Below are 16,678 nucleotides of genomic sequence, written 5' to 3'. Positions count from 1 at the left end.
ATTGAAAAATTGACTCGGGGCTTTCATCTTTCTGCCTCACAACATTTCTGCGTATTACTTCTAAATGCAGCCCATGAGGCAAAAAGCCTCAAGCACCGCCCGCATCCTGTTGCGAACCCTCTCGCTGCGTATGGCTAAAGTGCATTTTTCAGAAAAAAACCGGCCCTTGCGATGCCGGTTTTTATGTTTTTATTTCAATGTGTTAGCCGCCGAGGTAAGCACTTCTCACCGCTTCATTCGCCAGTAGCGCATCACCGGTATCTTCGAGCACCACATGCCCGTTCTCCAGCACATAGCCGCGATCGGCGAGCTTCAGCGCCTGGTTAGCGTTTTGCTCCACGAGGAAGATAGTCATTCCCTCTTTACGCAGCTGCTCAATGGTGTCGAAGATCTGTTGAATGATAATCGGTGCCAGCCCGAGCGACGGCTCATCCAGCAGCAGCAGGCGCGGCTGGCTCATCAGCGCGCGGCCTATCGCCAGCATCTGCTGTTCACCACCGGACATAGTCCCGGCGCGCTGTATGCGGCGTTCATGCAGGCGCGGGAAGAGTTCATACACCCATTTAATACGCGTCTGGTATTGATCGCGGTGGGCGAAAAAGCCGCCCATTGCCAGGTTCTCTTCCACGGTCATCCGCGAGAAGACGCGGCGGCCTTCTGGCACGATCGCCACCGCTTCACGCATAATCTTCGCCGTTTGCCAGTCGGTAATATCTTTACCATCAAACACCACGCGGCCGCTGGTGGCGCGCGGATCGCCGCACAGCGTGCCGAGCAAGGTGGTTTTCCCCGCACCGTTGGCACCAATCAGGGTCACAATTTCCCCCTGATTAATATGCAGACTGACCTCGTGCAGCGCCTGGATTTTGCCGTAGTGGGCGCTAACTTTGTCGAAAGATAACATTACGTTGTCCATCTTATGCCTCACCCAGATAAGCGCGGATCACGTCCGGGTTGTTACGAACCTCTTCCGGCGTCCCGTTGGCCAGCGGTGTCCCCTGGTTAACGACGTAGATCCGGTCGGAAATACCCATCACCAGTTTCATATCATGCTCAATCAGCAGGATGGTGGTGTTGTGATGGTTACGCAGCTCGACGATCAGCTCATCCAGCTCTTTGGTCTCTTTCGGGTTTAACCCTGCCGCCGGTTCATCCAGCATCAGGATCTCCGGCTGCGTCACCATGCAGCGGATAATCTCCAGACGACGCTGATCGCCATAAGCCAGATTGCTGGCCTGGCGGTTGGCGTGGGCTAACAAACCGATCCTCTCGAGCCAGGTCGCGGCGCGATCGAGCGCTTCGCTCTGCGTGCGGCGAAACGCGGGCGTCTTCAACAGGCCAGAGAAGAGGCCGGTTTTTAACTGCTGATGCTGAGCGACCAGTAAGTTCTCAATCACCGTCATTTCACGGAACAGACGCACATGCTGAAAGGTGCGCACCACACCCATACGCGCGATTTGCTGGCCCGGCAGCCCTTCCAGATGCTGGTCACGCAGCATAATGGTGCCGCCGGTGGGTTTATAAAAGCCGGTCAGGCAGTTGAAGACGGTGGTTTTCCCCGCGCCGTTCGGGCCAATCAGCGAGACAATTTCCTGCGGTCGCAGCTCCAGCGAGACGTTATTGACCGCCAGCAAACCGCCGAAGCGCATCATCAGGCCATTTACCGATAACAGTGGCTGACTCATGCCTGCTCTCCTTTCGCCTGGCCGTTTTTCAATTTCAGCTGCGGACGCGTTATCGGCAGCAGGCCCTGCGGACGCCAGATCATCATCAGCACCATCAAACCACCCAGCATTAACATGCTGTACTCATTGAAATCACGCATCAGTTCGCGCGAGACCACCAGCAGAATAGCGGCGAGGATCACCGCGAACTGCGAGCCCATCCCGCCCAGTACGACAATCGCCAGTACAAAGGCGGATTCGGCAAAGGTGAAAGACTCCGGGCTGACAAAGCCCTGGCGCGCGGCAAACAGCGTGCCAGCAAAACCGGCGAACGCGGCGCTGATGGTGAATGCTGTCAGCTTAATACGTGTCGGGTTGAGACCCAGCGAGCGGCAGGCGATCTCATCTTCACGCAGTGCTTCCCAGGCACGGCCCAGCGGCATCCGCAGCAGGCGGTTGATAACGAACAGCGTCAGCACCACCAGCAGCAGCGCCACCAGATAGAGGAACACCACGCGGTCGCTCGGATCGTATTTCACATTGAAGAAGTTGCTGAAGGTATCCCAGCCGCCTTCACGCGCCGTACGGCTGAACTCAAGGCCAAACAGCGTCGGTTTCGGGATCTGGCTGATGCCGTTTGGCCCGCCGGTCACTTCGGTGTTGTTAAGCAGCAGGATGCGCACAATCTCCCCGAAGCCCAGCGTCACAATCGCCAGATAGTCACCGCGCAGACGCAGCACCGGGAAGCCCAGCAGGAAACCGGCAGCGGCAGAGACCAGCCCCGCCAGCGGCAGGCAGGTCCAGAAGCCAAGCCCGTAATAGTGGTTCAGCAACGCAAAGGTGTAGGCGCCGATCGCGTAAAAACCGCCGTAGCCCAGCACCAGCAGGCCGGAAAGGCCAACCACCACGTTCAGCCCAAGCCCCAGGATGATATAGATCATCGTCATGGTGGCGATATCGATGGTGCCGCGCGACACCATAAACGGCCACACCACGGCAATCACCAACAGCGCCAGCAGGAACAGCTTCTGCTTAGCGGTAGATCCATCGATAGCCGGCAGGACAAATTTCGGCCCGGAAACGCCTTTCAGGCTCTTCTGGAAAACAGGGCGCAGTAACTGGAAGAAAAAGACCACGGCGGTGCCGATGAAGATCCACTGCCAGCGGATATCCGCCGCGTTATCGACTACCAGTTTGGTGCCATTCAGCTCCAGTTGAACGCCCATAAAGACGCCCGCAAGGATGAAGAACATGGCGGCAGAGAGCAGCGCCATCGCAAAATGCATCGGTTTCATACTTTCTCTACCTCCGGGCGACCGAGGATACCGGTTGGCATCACCAGCAGGACGCCAATCAACAGCGCGAAGGAGACCACATCTTTGTACTCCGTGCTCAGGTAGGCTGAAGAGAGCGCTTCCGCCACCCCGAGGATCAACCCTCCAATCATCGCGCCTGGAATGCTACCGATACCGCCCAGCACCGCGGCGGTAAATGCCTTCATACCCGCCATAAAGCCGATGTAGGGGTTTATCACGCCATAGAACTGGCCGAGCAGCACGCCAGCTACCGCCGCCATCGCCGCGCCAATCACAAAAGTCAGCGCGATCACCCGATCGGTGTTGATGCCGAGCAGGCTCGCCATTTTCAGATCTTCAGCACAGGCGCGGCAGGCGCGTCCCATGCGCGAATAGCGGATAAAGAGCGTTAATGCGAGCATGGCGACAAAGGTGACGATCCAGATAACCAGCTGCATCGTGGTGATAGAGGCGGCGAAGTTTTCACTGCTGCCAATAGTCCACTGGCCGTTGAAGAGGCTTGGCAACGCCACGTCGCGCGAGCCTTCCGTCAGGCTGACGTAGTTTTGCAGGAAGATGGACATGCCGATGGCAGAGATGAGCGCAATCAGACGCTTGGAGCTGCGCACCGGGCGGTAAGCAACGCGCTCGATGCTCCAGCCGTAGGCACTGGCGATAATAATCGCGCCGACGAAACCGGCCCCGACCAGCAGCCAGCTTGAGTCGATGCCCATCATCATCAGCGCGGCGATAATCATAAAGGAGACGTAGCTGCCGATCATGTAGACCTCGCCATGGGCGAAGTTAATCATGCCGATAATGCCGTACACCATGGTGTAACCAATGGCGATCAGGGCGTAAGTGCTGCCCAGCGTGACGCCGTTGAACATCTGCTGCAAGAAATAGAGAAACTGCTCAGACATAACTTAACCTTCTTAAATCTCTCAAGATTTTCGTCCAAAGAGAGGGATGACTGTGACTTCGCCACACAAGACGAACCATCGGCGTGTCACTGGAAGACACTCAACTCAAATCCCTTCAGATCGCCTTTTTCATCCCAGTTCAGCGGCCCTGTTTCGGTTTTAGCCCCGTTGGCTTTTAACGCGTTAATCAGGTCAGCGGCTTGTTTCAACGTCCCCGGCGCAGCATCTCTCCACTATCCGGTTAATAACCACCGTAGTAGACAAAGACGATATTTTCTTTTTTTAGATGAGCGTTAAGCGCAGAAAAAACTACTTCCCTGACGGTAATACCTTTTAAACAAGACCGCGTTGCCATGACCGGCTTTCAATCATTCCCGCGACAAATGTTTTCGCGTGCCTTTTCATGCCTGCTACCCCGTTCGTGATGTTGTGTGAAAATTTTGTTTTTATATGGTTAAAAAGCATTCTGTACTTTTAATGCACAATGCTATTTTTATCAGCGCCTTTAATGAGTTAGCGTGGTTTTCTGGCGTAAACCATACTAAATACTCTATTTTTCAGGCGATTAAGCAGAGATAATATTCTGTATTAAGCGCGAGATAAACATCTAAAAGTGGGGCTTTCAGCATAAAATAACGGCAGCATACGCGGTAGAAAGCGCCATCATTCAGGTTAAAATGCTGTATCTTTTTCGATCTCTGATGTTTCTGGCTATGCCAGTCGCTGCGCTAAAACTATTCACCTGTTGTATTAAATATAAAAAAGTCTCCAGCCCCGGCGTGTGAAATTGTTTACACTCACTCCCTGTTTCACGTTTTGGACAAACGGTAGATGAAATTAACCATTATCCGGCTGACCAGTTTCAGCGAGCAGGATCATATTGATTTAGCGAAAATCTGGCCGGAATACTCCCCCGCCTCTCTGCATATTGACGATACGCACCGCATTTACGCCGCACGGTTTAATGACCGCCTGCTGGCCGCCGTGCGCGTGACGTTGCGCGGCACCGAAGGTGTACTGGATTCGCTGCGAGTGCGGGATGTCACTCGCCGTCGCGGCGTCGGGCAATACCTGGTGGAAGAGGTGATGCGCGATAACCCGGCGATGACCAGCTGGTGGATCGCAGATATCGGCGTTGAAGATCGCGCCGTGATGGCCGCCTTTGCACAAGCGCTCGGCTTTACCGCGCAGCAAGATGGCTGGGAAAAGCGCTAAAGATAACGGGCAAGGTAAGCCATGCCTGAGCGCAATTTCATGTCGCAGGAAGTCATTAATCCCCGGAAGCTTACAGGCGTAAGCGACCGGGGCGAATGCAGCCAACGCACCTGCGGCGCGAAAGGCGACTAGCAAATATTCATCACTTCGCGTCGGTCGCGGTACCGTTCGCATGCCAGGTAAAGACGCCGAACTCAAAGCCCTTCAGATCGCCCTTCTCATCCCACGTCAGCGGCCCCATCACGGTTTCAACGGAGTGACCTTTCAGATAGGTGGCGATTTCGGCCGGATCGTCAGACTGGTTCAGGCCCGCAGCCAGCGACTGCAGCGCGGCGTAGGTGGTCCAGACAAACGCGCCGCTCGGATCCTGTTTCTTGCCTTTGATGGCATCCACAATCGGTTTGTTGGCAGGTACCTGATCGTAGTTCTTCGGCTTAGTGACTAACATCCCTTCGGCAGACTCACCGGCGATGTTAGAGAGTGAGACGTTCGCCACGCCTTCCGGTCCCATAAACTGGGTTTTCAGACCGGCCGCACGTGCCTGGCGCAGGATCTGGCCCATTTCCGGGTGGTAACCGCCGTAGTAAACAAAGTCGATATTCTCTTTCTTCAAACGCGCCACCAGCGTGGAGAAATCTTTTTCACCGGCGGTGATGCCGTCAAAGAAGACCACGTTGGCATTGCCTTTTTTCAGGCCATCCTGCACGGCGCGCGCCAGGCCTTCGCCATACTGCTGCTTATCATGAATGATGGCGATGCGTTTCGGCTTCACCTTATCGAGAATGTATTTCGCCGCAGTAGGGCCCTGGTCAGAGTCGAGACCAGTGGTACGCAGCGTCAGTTTATAACCGCGCGCGGTCAGCTCAGGGGCAGTGGCCGCAGGCGTGATCATCAGGATGCCTTCGTCTTCATAAATGTCGGACGCTGGTTGAGTAGAAGAGGAGCAGAGGTGGCCGATAACATATTTGATGCCGTCGTTAACCACTTTGTTGGCTACCGCTACCGCTTGTTTCGGGTCGCAGGCATCGTCATATTTCACCACGACCAGTTTGTCGCCTTTGACGCCGCCTTTTGCGTTGATATCGGCAACAGCCTGCTCAGCACCGGTAAATTCCTGATCGCCATACTGCGCAACCGGACCGGACATCGCACCGACAACGGCAACTTTGATATCTTTGGCGAATGCCACGTTGCTCATTGCTAACGCAATACATCCTGCCAGTAACGCTTTGCCCTTCATTTTCATCCTGAGTTTCCCCATTGTTATGGTTTTTGCAATTGTTGTGTTGTTGTTATCTGGAATATTGCTTCGCTTATTACCCTAAGCAAAGAATATGATATTTGTTATTGTGCAGAATAGTGCCCTGTAAGCAGCATACTCTGCTAAAACATACCCCATTTTATGGAATAAGGAATAGCAATTTTGCAGGTTATGCCGCAGAGCGATGCGAGAACGTGACCAAGCCGCCCATAAGGCGGCTGAATAATGACTACATTAGCGACCGCTGGATAATATCCAGCGCTTTTCGGAACTGCTCATCAGGAATGGTTAGCGGATAGAGGAAGCGGATAACGTTGCCATAGACGCCGCAGCTCAGCAGCAGCAAACCGGCCTGAAGCGCTTTATCCTGCACCTGTTTGGTAAATTCCGGCGACGGCGCGCCGGTTTGCGGGTCCTGAAACTCGACCGCCACCATCGAGCCCTGTGCACGGATATCGGCAATATGCGGGCAGTGCGCTTTAGCATGGGTCAGCACTTCGACCAGATCTTTGCCCAGCTGGTTCGCGCGTTCGCACAGCTTCTCCTCTTCAATCACATCCAGCACCGCATGCGCTGCCGCCACCGCCAGCGGGTTGCCGGCATAGGTTCCGCCAAGGCCGCCAGGCGCAGGAGCATCCATCACTTCGGCACGTCCGGCAACTGCCGAGAGCGGTAAACCGCCGGCAAGGCTTTTCGCCATAGTCATGAGATCGGGTTTGATAGCGTAATGCTCGCTGGCGAAGAGTTTGCCGGTGCGGGCAAAACCGCTCTGCACCTCGTCGATGATCAGCAGAATGCCGTGGCTGTCGCACAGGGCGCGCAGCGCCTGCATAAATTCTGGCGGAGCAATATTAAAGCCCCCTTCACCCTGCACCGGCTCTAACAGGATCGCGGCAACCTGATCGGGCGCGATATCGGCTTTGAAGAGATGCGTCAGGCTTTGCAGCGCCTGTTCAGTGCTGACGCCGTGCAATTCATTTGGATAGTGGGCGTGATAAACCGAACCGGGAAACGGCCCGAAGCCGATCTTATAAGGCGCAACTTTTCCCGTCAGCGCCATGGTCATAAAGGTGCGACCGTGAAAGCCGCCGCCGAAGGCGATAATGCCCGGACGTTTAGTATAAGCGCGGGCGATTTTCACCGCGTTTTCAACCGCTTCGGCGCCGGTAGAGAAGAAGGCGGTTTTCGCCGGGCCATCAATGGGAACCAGCCCGTTGATGCGCTCGGCAAGCGAGACATAGCTTTCGTAAGGAACGATTTGGTACGCGGTGTGCGTAAAGGCCTGGAGCTGTTTTTCGACTGCGGCCATTACTTTTGGATGTCGATGGCCGGTGTTTAGCACCGCGATCCCGGCGGCAAAATCAATCACCTCGTTGCCTTCCACATCCCACAGCGTGGCGTTTTCTGCTTTCTCGGCGTAGAAGCCGCACATCACGCCAACCCCGCGCGGCGTCGCGGCTACACGCCGCTGATGTAATTCACTATTCTTCACCTTTTTCCCCTCTCTGTGCCAACCCACAGAGTAAGTATATAGCGCCTTCGTTAAGACGACGTTTTAACCAGCGCCGGGAGTAAGAGGAAATTCAGATAATAAAAAACCGGGTGAGCTTTCGCTGACCCGGTCTGTTTGCGGCTGGCGCTTACGCTTCGATAGCGGCGCGCAATTTTTTCATCGCGTTCTTTTCAAGCTGGCGTACGCGTTCGGCGGAAACGCCGTAACGGTCGGCCAGCTCCTGCAGCGTGGACTTGTTATCTTCGTCCAGCCAGCGGGCGCGGATGATCTGCTGACTACGTTCGTCGAGACCCTGCATCGCATCGGTCAGCTTGTTGGCTGCCTGCTCTTCCCAGTTATCATCTTCAATGCCGTCAGCAAAGTTAGATGTTTTGTCCTGTAAGTAGAGCACCGGTGCCATCGGCTGGCCGTCCTGCGCATCGTCATCGGAAGACATATCAAACGTCATGTCCTGGGCCGCCATACGCGACTCCATTTCACGCACGTCTTTGCTGGTCACACCCAGTTCGCGGGCGACCATTTCGACTTCGTCCTGGTTAAACCAGCCGAGACGCTGTTTGGCCTTACGCAGGTTAAAGAACAGCTTACGCTGTGCTTTGGTGGTCGCGACTTTCACGATACGCCAGTTGCGCAGCACATACTCGTGGATCTCAGCTTTGATCCAGTGCACGGCGAAAGAGACCAGACGCACACCGACTTCAGGATTGAAGCGGCGTACCGCTTTCATCAGGCCGATATTTCCTTCCTGGATCAGATCCGCCTGCGGCAGACCATAGCCCGAGTAGTTACGAGCAATATGAACAACAAAGCGCAGGTGAGACAGGATCAGCTTTTTCGCTGCTTCCAGATCGCCCTGGTAATGCAGCTTTTCAGCCAGCGCCCGCTCTTCATCAGCCGTCAACATCGGCCATGCGTTAGCGGCCCGGACGTAAGATTCCAGGTTGCCAACAGGGGCTAAAGCTAAAGTTTGCATTTCTTTGGTCATTCAAATCCTCTCAATTCACTATCAACTGGCGGCGGTCTGTCCCCATCAGGCAACAAACATGCCAGCATTTTTGAGCAACGAGAATAGCATTCACTTTTTTATCAGACAGTGATTTTATCCACAAGTTCCTTGTAGGCGTGTGAATAAATTACGCACAAATTGTGACATCCGGATGAACAGCCGACGCGGGGAACAGCAAGATAGTTGGATACGCTCTCCCTGCAACGGTATTCGTCATTGCAGGGGAGGAGTATACCAGAGAATCGTTAGTCCGGAGTAAAGTGACGTAAATGTTGCACCGTCGCCAGCCAGGCGGCAATCCAGCCAATCATCGAACAGACCAGCAATAGCAGCAAACATTCATCGAAAGATAAGCCACTTAACTCAAACTGCGTGCCGAAGACCTTCGCCACATCCGTCACCGCCGACGAGAGTCGCATCACTAAAATTTCAGACAAAATGAGTGATAAAAACGCGCCGGAGAAGCCAAGAAGCGCGCCGCCGTAAAGGAACGGGCGCAGGATAAACCCGTCCGTTGCGCCAATCAGCTTCTGCACATTAATGGTGTCACGACGGGCAAAGATGCTGAGACGCACGCTGTTGCCGATCACCAGGAAGACGGCGGCGATCATCAACACGCCAATCATGGCCGAAACGCGCCCAACCAGCCCGGTCAGCGCCGACAGACGCGCAAACCAGCTATCGTCCATACGCACTTCGTCAATGCCCTGCACGCGCGTAATGCGATCGCGCAGCGTGTTCAGCGCCTCGGTGCTCTGGAAATCAATTTTCGGTACCACCACCGCCACTGCCGGCAGCGGGTTCTCTTCCAGCATATCTAACGCGCCGCCAAAGCCAGACCAGTTACGAAACTCACCGAGCGCATCTTCGCGGGAGAGATAGTTCACCTTCTCAACGCCCGGTTCGGACTGCAACTGCCCGACCACCTGCTGCGCGGCGTTGTCATCCAGCGCTTTATCGAAGTAGACGGTAATTTGCGGCGAAGGATAATACTGCGACGCCGCATGGCTGACGTTTTTGTAGACCATATAGCAGACGCTCGGCAGCGTCAGCGAGATGGCAATCACCATCACTGTCAGGAACGTTGCCAGCGGTTTACTCTTCAGATCCTGCAGCGCACCGTGCCAGGCGTAGCGCATCTGCTCGTTGAAAACATTGGTTTTACGCGCAGGCGGTCGGGGGGCCTGCTTGCTGCGTCTCGGCGCGCTGCGGCTGCCTTCGCCCGCCGACGAGGCGGATTTGCGAAAACGGTCGAGCTTGCTGCCGAATTGCCGAATATGATTGATTGCGTCGCGCTTATTCACCCGCCAGGCCTCCATGCAAATGGCCGTCGCTCAGGCTCAGCATGCGGTACGAACGCCGGGAAATCAGCCCCATGTCGTGCGTCGCCATCAGTACCGTCACCCCAACGCGGTTAAACTCTTCAAACAGACGTAAAATCCCTTCAGACAGGGCTTCATCCAGGTTCCCGGTCGGTTCATCCGCCAGCAGTACGGCAGGTTTATTCACTACCGCACGGGCGATGCCCACACGCTGCTGTTCACCGCCGGAGAGCTGGATCGGGAAGCTTTTCGCTTTGTCCAGCAGCCCGACTTTATCCAGCGCCGCCGACACGCGACGACGAATGTCATCCCCGCTGGCACCGGCGATAATCAGCGGGATCGCGACGTTATCAAACACCGTGCGATCCATCAGCAGATGGTGATCCTGGAAAATCATGCCGATCTGGCGGCGCAAAAACGGCACTTCGCGGCTTTTCAGCCGGGAAATATCGTGGCCGCTGAAGAAGATTTTCCCGGCGCTTGGCCGCTCAATCCCACAGATCAGCTTCAGCAGGGTACTTTTCCCCGCGCCGGAGTGCCCGGTCAGAAACGCCATCTCGCCCTGCTGCAGGTGAAAGGTCACTCCCTGCAGCGCTTGTCTCCCACCGAGATAGGCTTTGCTGACATGTTCAAAGCGAATCATTGTTAATCCTCTCGGGCAAAAAGCGCCTCAATAAAATCGCCCGCATTAAACGGACGCAAATCTTCAATACGTTCGCCAACACCGATATAGCGAATTGGGATACCGAACTGATCCGCTACCGAGAAGATCACCCCGCCTTTTGCGGTGCCGTCAAGCTTGGTTAGCGTGATGCCGGTTAAACCGACCGCTTCGTGGAACAGTTTGGCCTGGCTTACCGCATTTTGCCCGGTGCTGGCATCAATCGTGAGCATCACTTCGTGCGGCGCATTTTCATCAAGCTTCTTCATCACGCGCACAATCTTTTTCAGCTCTTCCATCAGGTGCGATTTATTCTGCAGACGGCCGGCGGTATCCGCAATCAGCACATCGACATTACGCGCCTTCGCTGCCTGAATAGCATCAAAGATAACCGAAGCGGAATCCGCGCCGGTATGCTGGGCAATCACCGGAATATCATTGCGCTGGCCCCACACCTGCAACTGTTCAACCGCCGCTGCGCGGAAGGTATCGCCCGCCGCCAGCATCACCGATTTGCCCTGCTGCTCAAACTGGCGCGCCAGCTTGCCGATGGTAGTGGTTTTACCGACGCCGTTAACGCCGACCATCAGAATAACGAACGGCGTTTTGCCTTCGACATTCAGCGGCTCGTCCACCTTCGCGAGGATCTCGCTCATCTCCTCTTTCAGCAGGCCATACAGCGCTTCCGCGTCGCGCAACTGCTTGCGGCTGGCCCCTTCCGTCAGGTTAGTGATGATTTTCCGCGTGGTCTCAACGCCGACATCGGCAATCAACAGCTGCTCTTCCAGCTCTTCGAAGAGATCATCATCGATTTTTTTACCGCGGAACAGACTGATAAATCCGGAACCGAGATTCTCTTTAGTTTTCAGCAGGCTGCGCTTCAAACGCGCGAAGAAACCCTCTTTGGTTGGCTTCTCCTGCTCCTGAACCGGCTCGTCGACCGGCACAACCATCACCGCTTCTTCCGCCGCTTCGGCCGCCAGCGCATCCAGCTCTTCCTCGCTCGGCAGCGTCTCGTCTTCTATCTCTTCAACTTCTGGCTCGTCGACTTCAACGTCCGCCGTAACCAGCGGCTCGGCTTCGGCCTGCCACTCTTCGGCGTCAATGCTCTGTTCGCTAAGCTCTTCCGGCAGCGGCAGCGCTTCATGTTCAACGGCGGCAACGGGTGCGGCTTCGATAATCTCTTCGACGGGCTCTTCAACAGCCGCTTCTTCTATAACCTGTTCTTCGGCAACCGGCTCTTCTGCAACGCGCTCTTCAGTGACCGGCTGCGGTGCCTCTTCATGCGCCAGCTGCTCGCTGACCTCGACAACCTCTTCGGCGAACTTTTCGCTGTCGGCGGCAGGCTCGGCAACCGGCGTCTCTTCTACCTGTTGTTCTGCCGTTTTCTGCTCTTCAGCTTGCGCCTCATCGGCCCGCTCTTTCTGCCCAAAGCCCAGCCAGGAAAAAAAGCCACGTTTCTTTTCATTTGCCATTGGCGACTACACTCCTCGCTGTTGATTCTATAGCGCAGCCTGTCTGCTCGACCAGGACTGAAATCATTGGTGAATTAGTCGGATAGTCTAACACTTTCCTTATCTCTCATCACGGCCTGAGGATTAGGGTTTAACGCAATTCATCCGCCCGCTAGAATAGCAGGCCGAAATGATGAGCAAAGCGAAGACCATGAAGAAACCCAACCGTGCCGCCAGCGGACAAATTCGTATTATTGGCGGGCAGTGGCGGGGCCGTAAATTACCGGTTCCCGACAGCCCAGGCCTGCGCCCGACCACCGATCGCGTGCGCGAAACCCTCTTTAACTGGCTGGCACCGTCAATGGTTGACGCCCGCTGTCTCGACTGCTTCGCGGGCAGCGGCGCGCTCGGGCTGGAAGCGCTCTCCCGCTACGCCGCCAGCGCGACGTTAGTTGAGATGGAGCGCAGCGTCGCCCAGCAGCTCCAGCAAAACCTCGCTACGCTTAAAGCTACCAACGCGAAAGTCGTTAACAGTAACACGCTGAGCTTTTTAGCCGCAGCCGGTACGCCGCACACCATTGTGTTTATCGATCCGCCGTTTCGCAAAGGGATGCTGGACGACACCGTGCGTTTGCTGGAGAACAACGGCTGGCTGGCGGATGACGCGCTCATTTATATCGAGAGCGAAGTGGAAAATGGTTTACCGTCAGTGCCTGCGCACTGGCATTTACACCGGGAAAAAGTCGCGGGCCAGGTGGCTTACCGTTTGTATCACCGCGAAGCACAAGGAGAGAAGCATGCCGTTGCTGATTAATCTGGGCCGTCTGATGATGCTCTGCATCTGGGCCTTTCTGATCTTCAATCTGATCCACCCCTTTCCGCGCCCGTTGAATATTTTCGTCAACGTCGCGCTGGTTTTTACCTTCTTTATGCATGCCTTGCAGGCGACGATGATGAAAACCGCGCTGCCGAAAGAGGGGCCGCAAATGACCAAAGTCGAGCAGCTGCGCATTTTTCTTTTCGGCGTCTTTGAACTGCTGGTCTGGCAGAAGAAGCTGAAAGCAAAGAGATAACTCTGTCAGATTAAGCGGAATTGCAGGGCATTGGGGGAAGTTCGCATTGTCATCCCCCTTTTTACGCCACTACACTTGAGGGGAGAGTTTTACGCAACAATAACAGTTACAGGGACTTAATTATGCTGTGGTCATTTATTGCTGTCTGCTTTTCCGGCTGGTTATACGTCGACGCTTCCTATCGTGGCCCGGTGTGGCAACGCTGGGTGTTCAAACCCGTAACCCTTCTGCTGTTACTCCTGCTCGCCTGGCAAGCGCCCATGTTCGACGCCATCAGCTATCTGGTGCTGGCAGGTCTGTGCGCCTCGCTGGTGGGCGATGCCCTGACGCTGCTGCCGCGCCAAAAGTTACTTTACGCCATCGGCGCTTTCTTCCTGGCCCATCTGCTCTATACCATCTACTTCGCCAGCCAGATGACGCTCACCTTCTTCTGGCCGCTGCCGCTGGTGCTGCTGGTGATTGGTGCCCTGCTGCTGGCGGTGATCTGGACGCGTCTTGAAGAGCTGCGCATGGCCGTCTCCACCTTTGTCGCCATGACGCTGGTAATGGTGTGGCTGGCCGGTGAGCTGTGGTTCTTCCGTCCGACCAGCCAGGCGCTGTCGGCATTTATCGGCGCGTCACTGCTGCTTATCGGCAATATTGTCTGGCTCGGCAGCCACTACCGTAAACGCTTTAGCGCGGATAACGCCATCTCCTCTGCCTGCTACTTCGCAGGCCACTTCCTGATCGTTCGTTCGCTCTATATCTAAAGCGCTTGACTCTGGAGTCGACTCCAGAGTGTATCCTCCGGTTAATGAGAAAATTATCATTCACCGGAGGATGCGATGGCTGCTCCCGAACTCAAGAAAACGCCGCACTTTGCCGCGCTCAAACTGCGTCCCGTTAGTGAAAGCAATGCCCCCTGTTGCAGCGATACAAGCTGTGAAACCCGTTCCGCGCCGGAAATAAACGCCGCAGGCGATCGCTTTAGCTGGCAAGTGAGCGGCATGGATTGCGCCGCCTGCGCCCGTAAAGTGGAAAACGCGGTGCGCCAGATCGAGGGCATCACGCAGGTGCAGGTCGCCTTTGCCACCGAAAAGCTGATTGTCATCGCACAGAGTGATATTCGCGAGCGTGTAGAAAAAGCCGTTCAAAACGCGGGCTACCAGCTTCGCAGCGAAAACAGCGCGCCCGCGCCTGCGCCTTCATCCCTGCGCGAAAACCTGCCGCTGATCCTGCTCATCGTCATGATGGCCCTGAGCTGGGGGCTGGAGCAGTTCAATCACCCCTTCGGCCAGGCGGCGTTTATTCTCACCACGCTGGTCGGTTTGTGGCCGATTGCCCGCCAGGCCGTGCGCCTGATGAGAAGCGGCAGTTGGTTCGCCATCGAAACGTTGATGAGCGTGGCGGCGATTGGCGCGCTGTTTATCGGCGCGACCGCCGAAGCGGCGATGGTGCTGCTGCTGTTTTTAATTGGCGAACGGCTTGAAGGCTGGGCCGCCAGCCGCGCGCGCAGAGGCGTAAGCGCACTGATGGCGTTAAAACCTGACAGCGCCATTCGCATGCGTAACGGCGTGCGTGAAACCGTCCCAGCCAGCCAGCTGCAACCCGGCGATACTATTGAAGTGCCGGCGGGCGGGCGCTTACCGGCAGATGGCCGCCTTATCTCGCCGTTCGCCAGTTTTGATGAGAGTGCCTTAACCGGCGAGTCACTGCCCGTCGAGCGCAGCGCGGGCGAAAGCGTGCCCGCAGGCGCTACCAGCGTTGATCGGCTGATTACCCTCGAAGTCGTGTCAAAAGCGGGCGAAAGCGCCATCGACCGCATCCTGAAACTGATTGAGGAGGCGGAAGAGCGCCGCGCGCCCATTGAGCGCTTTATCGATCGCTTCAGCCATATTTATACGCCGACAATTATGGCCGTGGCGCTGCTGGTGGCGGTGGTTCCCCCCCTGCTCTTTTCCGCTCCGTGGCTGGAGTGGGTCTATAAAGGGCTGGCGCTGCTGCTGATTGGCTGCCCCTGCGCGCTGGTGATCTCCACCCCGGCGGCCATCACCTCCGGGCTGGCAGCCGCCGCACGTCGCGGCGCGCTGATCAAAGGCGGCGCGGCGCTGGAGCAGCTCGGCACTCTGCGTCAGGTGGCGTTTGATAAGACCGGCACCCTGACCCTCGGCAAACCGCAACTGGTCGCCATTCAGGCATTTCCGGCTACAGAGGAGCAGGAACTGCTGGCGCTCAGCGCCGGGGTTGAGCAGGGCTCGACGCACCCGCTGGCGCTGGCTATTGTGCAGGAGGCGCAGCGTCGTGGCATCGCTATTCCGCAGGCTGACGGGCAGCGCGCGCTGGCCGGGAAGGGTATTGAAGCGCGTATCGGCGCGCATGACATTCACATCTGCGCACCGGAAAAGGTGCCAGCGGGCCTGCTTAATGACGCCGGGCGCAAGCAGATTGAGCAGCAGGAAGCACAGGGGCAAACGGTGGTAGTGGTTCTGCGCGATAACGCCGTAATCGGTACGCTGGCGCTACAGGACACCCTGCGCGACGATGCAAAAGCCGCGGTGGCGGAACTGCATGCCCTTGGCATCTCGGGGGTGATCCTCACTGGCGATAACCCGCGGGCAGCGGCAGCGATTGCCGGAGAACTGGGGCTGGAGTTTCGTGCCGGGCTGCTGCCGGAGGATAAAGTTAGCGCCGTGCGCGCACTGAATAAAGAGGCCCCGCTGGCGATGGTCGGCGACGGCATCAACGATGCTCCGGCGATGAAAGCGGCAACCCTCGGCATTGCAATGGGCAGCGGTACCGATGTCGCGCTGGAGAGCGCCGATGCGGCGTTAACCCATAACCGGCTCGCCGGTCTTGGGCAGATGATCCGCCTGGCGCGCGCCACGCACCGTAATATTCGTCAGAACATCGCCATTGCGCTGGGGCTGAAGGGGATCTTCCTGGTCACCACGCTTTTGGGGATCACCGGATTATGGCTGGCGGTGCTGGCGGATACCGGCGCAACGGTGCTGGTGACAGCCAACGCGCTGCGCCTGTTACGTCGCAAAGATTAGTGGCTTTTACGCACTAAATAGCGGTAGGGCAGCGTGTCGGTTTGATCGGCAACCAGCTCATGTTCCATAAAACGGCAGAAGCCGGGAATATCGCGGGTGGTTGCCGGATCGTCGGCGATAATCAGTACAGTTTCGCCAACCTGCATGTTACGCACGGTTTTGCGCACCATCATTACCGGCTCCGGACAGCGCAGGCCAAGGGCATCAAGAGTGTGGTCGGCGGTAGAAAACGGATCGCTCATCTTCATCTCACAAGTGA

16 protein-coding genes and 1 pseudogene are annotated in these 16,678 nt (G+C 56.4%); 5 read left to right on the top strand and 12 right to left on the bottom strand.

Annotated features, from left to right (window positions below):
* Nucleotides 1-202 precede the first annotated feature (202 nt).
* From livF to IAE48_RS24365, 5 genes and pseudogenes are all read right to left on the bottom strand, one after another.
* On the bottom strand, nucleotides 203-916 hold the full coding sequence (livF, locus tag IAE48_RS16860) for a high-affinity branched-chain amino acid ABC transporter ATP-binding protein LivF (protein ID WP_200135061.1): 714 nt from the start codon (nucleotides 914-916) through the stop codon (nucleotides 203-205).
* 1 nt (nucleotide 917) lies between these two features.
* Nucleotides 918-1,685, bottom strand: coding sequence for a high-affinity branched-chain amino acid ABC transporter ATP-binding protein LivG (gene livG / locus IAE48_RS16855; protein ID WP_200135060.1), 768 nt, complete (start codon nucleotides 1,683-1,685; stop codon nucleotides 918-920).
* Nucleotides 1,682-2,959: a high-affinity branched-chain amino acid ABC transporter permease LivM gene (locus tag IAE48_RS16850; protein ID WP_200135059.1), complete on the bottom strand. Its 1,278-nt coding sequence runs from the start codon at nucleotides 2,957-2,959 to the stop codon at nucleotides 1,682-1,684. The genes livG and IAE48_RS16850 overlap by 4 nt, the downstream gene beginning before the upstream one ends.
* Nucleotides 2,956-3,882, bottom strand: coding sequence for a high-affinity branched-chain amino acid ABC transporter permease LivH (livH, locus tag IAE48_RS16845; RefSeq protein WP_023482039.1), 927 nt, complete (start codon nucleotides 3,880-3,882; stop codon nucleotides 2,956-2,958). The genes IAE48_RS16850 and livH overlap by 4 nt, the downstream gene beginning before the upstream one ends.
* An 86-nt stretch (nucleotides 3,883-3,968) precedes the next feature.
* Nucleotides 3,969-4,076: pseudogene (locus tag IAE48_RS24365) on the bottom strand (hypothetical protein); the annotation flags it as partial.
* Nucleotides 4,077-4,713: 637 nt separating this feature from the next.
* Between IAE48_RS24365 and panM the strand changes: the two are divergent.
* Nucleotides 4,714-5,097, top strand: a complete 384-nt coding sequence (gene panM / locus IAE48_RS16840) for an aspartate 1-decarboxylase autocleavage activator PanM (RefSeq protein WP_054802644.1) — start codon at nucleotides 4,714-4,716, stop codon at nucleotides 5,095-5,097.
* A 142-nt stretch (nucleotides 5,098-5,239) separates the two neighbouring features.
* Here panM and IAE48_RS16835 read toward each other — a convergent pair whose 3' ends face one another.
* The 6 genes from IAE48_RS16835 to ftsY form a co-directional block, all read right to left on the bottom strand.
* A complete protein-coding gene (locus IAE48_RS16835) occupies nucleotides 5,240-6,343 on the bottom strand; it encodes a branched-chain amino acid ABC transporter substrate-binding protein (protein WP_139569052.1) in 1,104 nt (367 codons plus the stop codon).
* 244 nt (nucleotides 6,344-6,587) lie between these two features.
* Nucleotides 6,588-7,850: a 4-aminobutyrate--2-oxoglutarate transaminase gene (locus tag IAE48_RS16830; protein WP_200135058.1), complete on the bottom strand. Its 1,263-nt coding sequence runs from the start codon at nucleotides 7,848-7,850 to the stop codon at nucleotides 6,588-6,590.
* 148 nt (nucleotides 7,851-7,998) lie between these two features.
* The gene (rpoH, locus tag IAE48_RS16825; protein ID WP_023482062.1) at nucleotides 7,999-8,856 is read right to left on the bottom strand and encodes an RNA polymerase sigma factor RpoH; all 858 of its coding nucleotides are present in this window, start codon (nucleotides 8,854-8,856) and stop codon (nucleotides 7,999-8,001) included.
* Between the two features lie 266 nt (nucleotides 8,857-9,122).
* Nucleotides 9,123-10,181 carry a permease-like cell division protein FtsX gene (ftsX, locus tag IAE48_RS16820; protein WP_200135057.1) on the bottom strand — a complete coding sequence of 353 codons (1,059 nt, stop codon included), beginning with the start codon at nucleotides 10,179-10,181 and terminating at the stop codon, nucleotides 9,123-9,125.
* Nucleotides 10,174-10,842, bottom strand: coding sequence for a cell division ATP-binding protein FtsE (gene ftsE, locus IAE48_RS16815; RefSeq protein ID WP_023482101.1), 669 nt, complete (start codon nucleotides 10,840-10,842; stop codon nucleotides 10,174-10,176). The genes ftsX and ftsE overlap by 8 nt, the downstream gene beginning before the upstream one ends.
* Before the next feature lie 2 nt (nucleotides 10,843-10,844).
* Entirely contained in the window at nucleotides 10,845-12,335 is a 1,491-nt protein-coding gene (ftsY, locus tag IAE48_RS16810) for a signal recognition particle-docking protein FtsY (RefSeq protein WP_200135056.1), read from the bottom strand.
* Between the two features lie 190 nt (nucleotides 12,336-12,525).
* Between ftsY and rsmD the strand changes: the two genes are divergently transcribed.
* The 4 genes from rsmD (at nucleotide 12,526) to zntA (ending at nucleotide 16,419) form a co-directional block, all read left to right on the top strand.
* Nucleotides 12,526-13,128, top strand: coding sequence for a 16S rRNA (guanine(966)-N(2))-methyltransferase (rsmD, locus tag IAE48_RS16805; RefSeq protein WP_128481967.1), 603 nt, complete (start codon nucleotides 12,526-12,528; stop codon nucleotides 13,126-13,128).
* Entirely contained in the window at nucleotides 13,118-13,387 is a 270-nt protein-coding gene (locus tag IAE48_RS16800) for a DUF1145 family protein (RefSeq protein ID WP_223284346.1), read from the top strand. The genes rsmD and IAE48_RS16800 overlap by 11 nt, the downstream gene beginning before the upstream one ends.
* A 122-nt stretch (nucleotides 13,388-13,509) precedes the next feature.
* Nucleotides 13,510-14,136, top strand: a complete 627-nt coding sequence (locus tag IAE48_RS16795) for a lysoplasmalogenase (protein WP_023482129.1) — start codon at nucleotides 13,510-13,512, stop codon at nucleotides 14,134-14,136.
* Between the two features lie 75 nt (nucleotides 14,137-14,211).
* Entirely contained in the window at nucleotides 14,212-16,419 is a 2,208-nt protein-coding gene (zntA, locus tag IAE48_RS16790) for a Zn(II)/Cd(II)/Pb(II) translocating P-type ATPase ZntA (RefSeq protein WP_200135055.1), read from the top strand.
* On the opposite strand, the gene tusA is transcribed toward zntA, so the two are convergent.
* Nucleotides 16,416-16,661: a sulfurtransferase TusA gene (gene tusA, locus IAE48_RS16785; RefSeq protein WP_042713262.1), complete on the bottom strand. Its 246-nt coding sequence runs from the start codon at nucleotides 16,659-16,661 to the stop codon at nucleotides 16,416-16,418. The two genes, zntA and tusA, sit on opposite strands and share 4 nt — an antisense overlap.
* Between the last annotated feature and the right edge of the window lie 17 nt (nucleotides 16,662-16,678).

The sequence above is a fragment of the Kosakonia sp. S57 genome, from assembly GCF_016516575.1.
Taxonomy (GTDB): Bacteria; Pseudomonadota; Gammaproteobacteria; order Enterobacterales; family Enterobacteriaceae; genus Kosakonia; species Kosakonia cowanii.
Note: the sequence above shows the minus strand (reverse complement) of the source record. Positions and strands in the feature narration are given on the sequence as shown.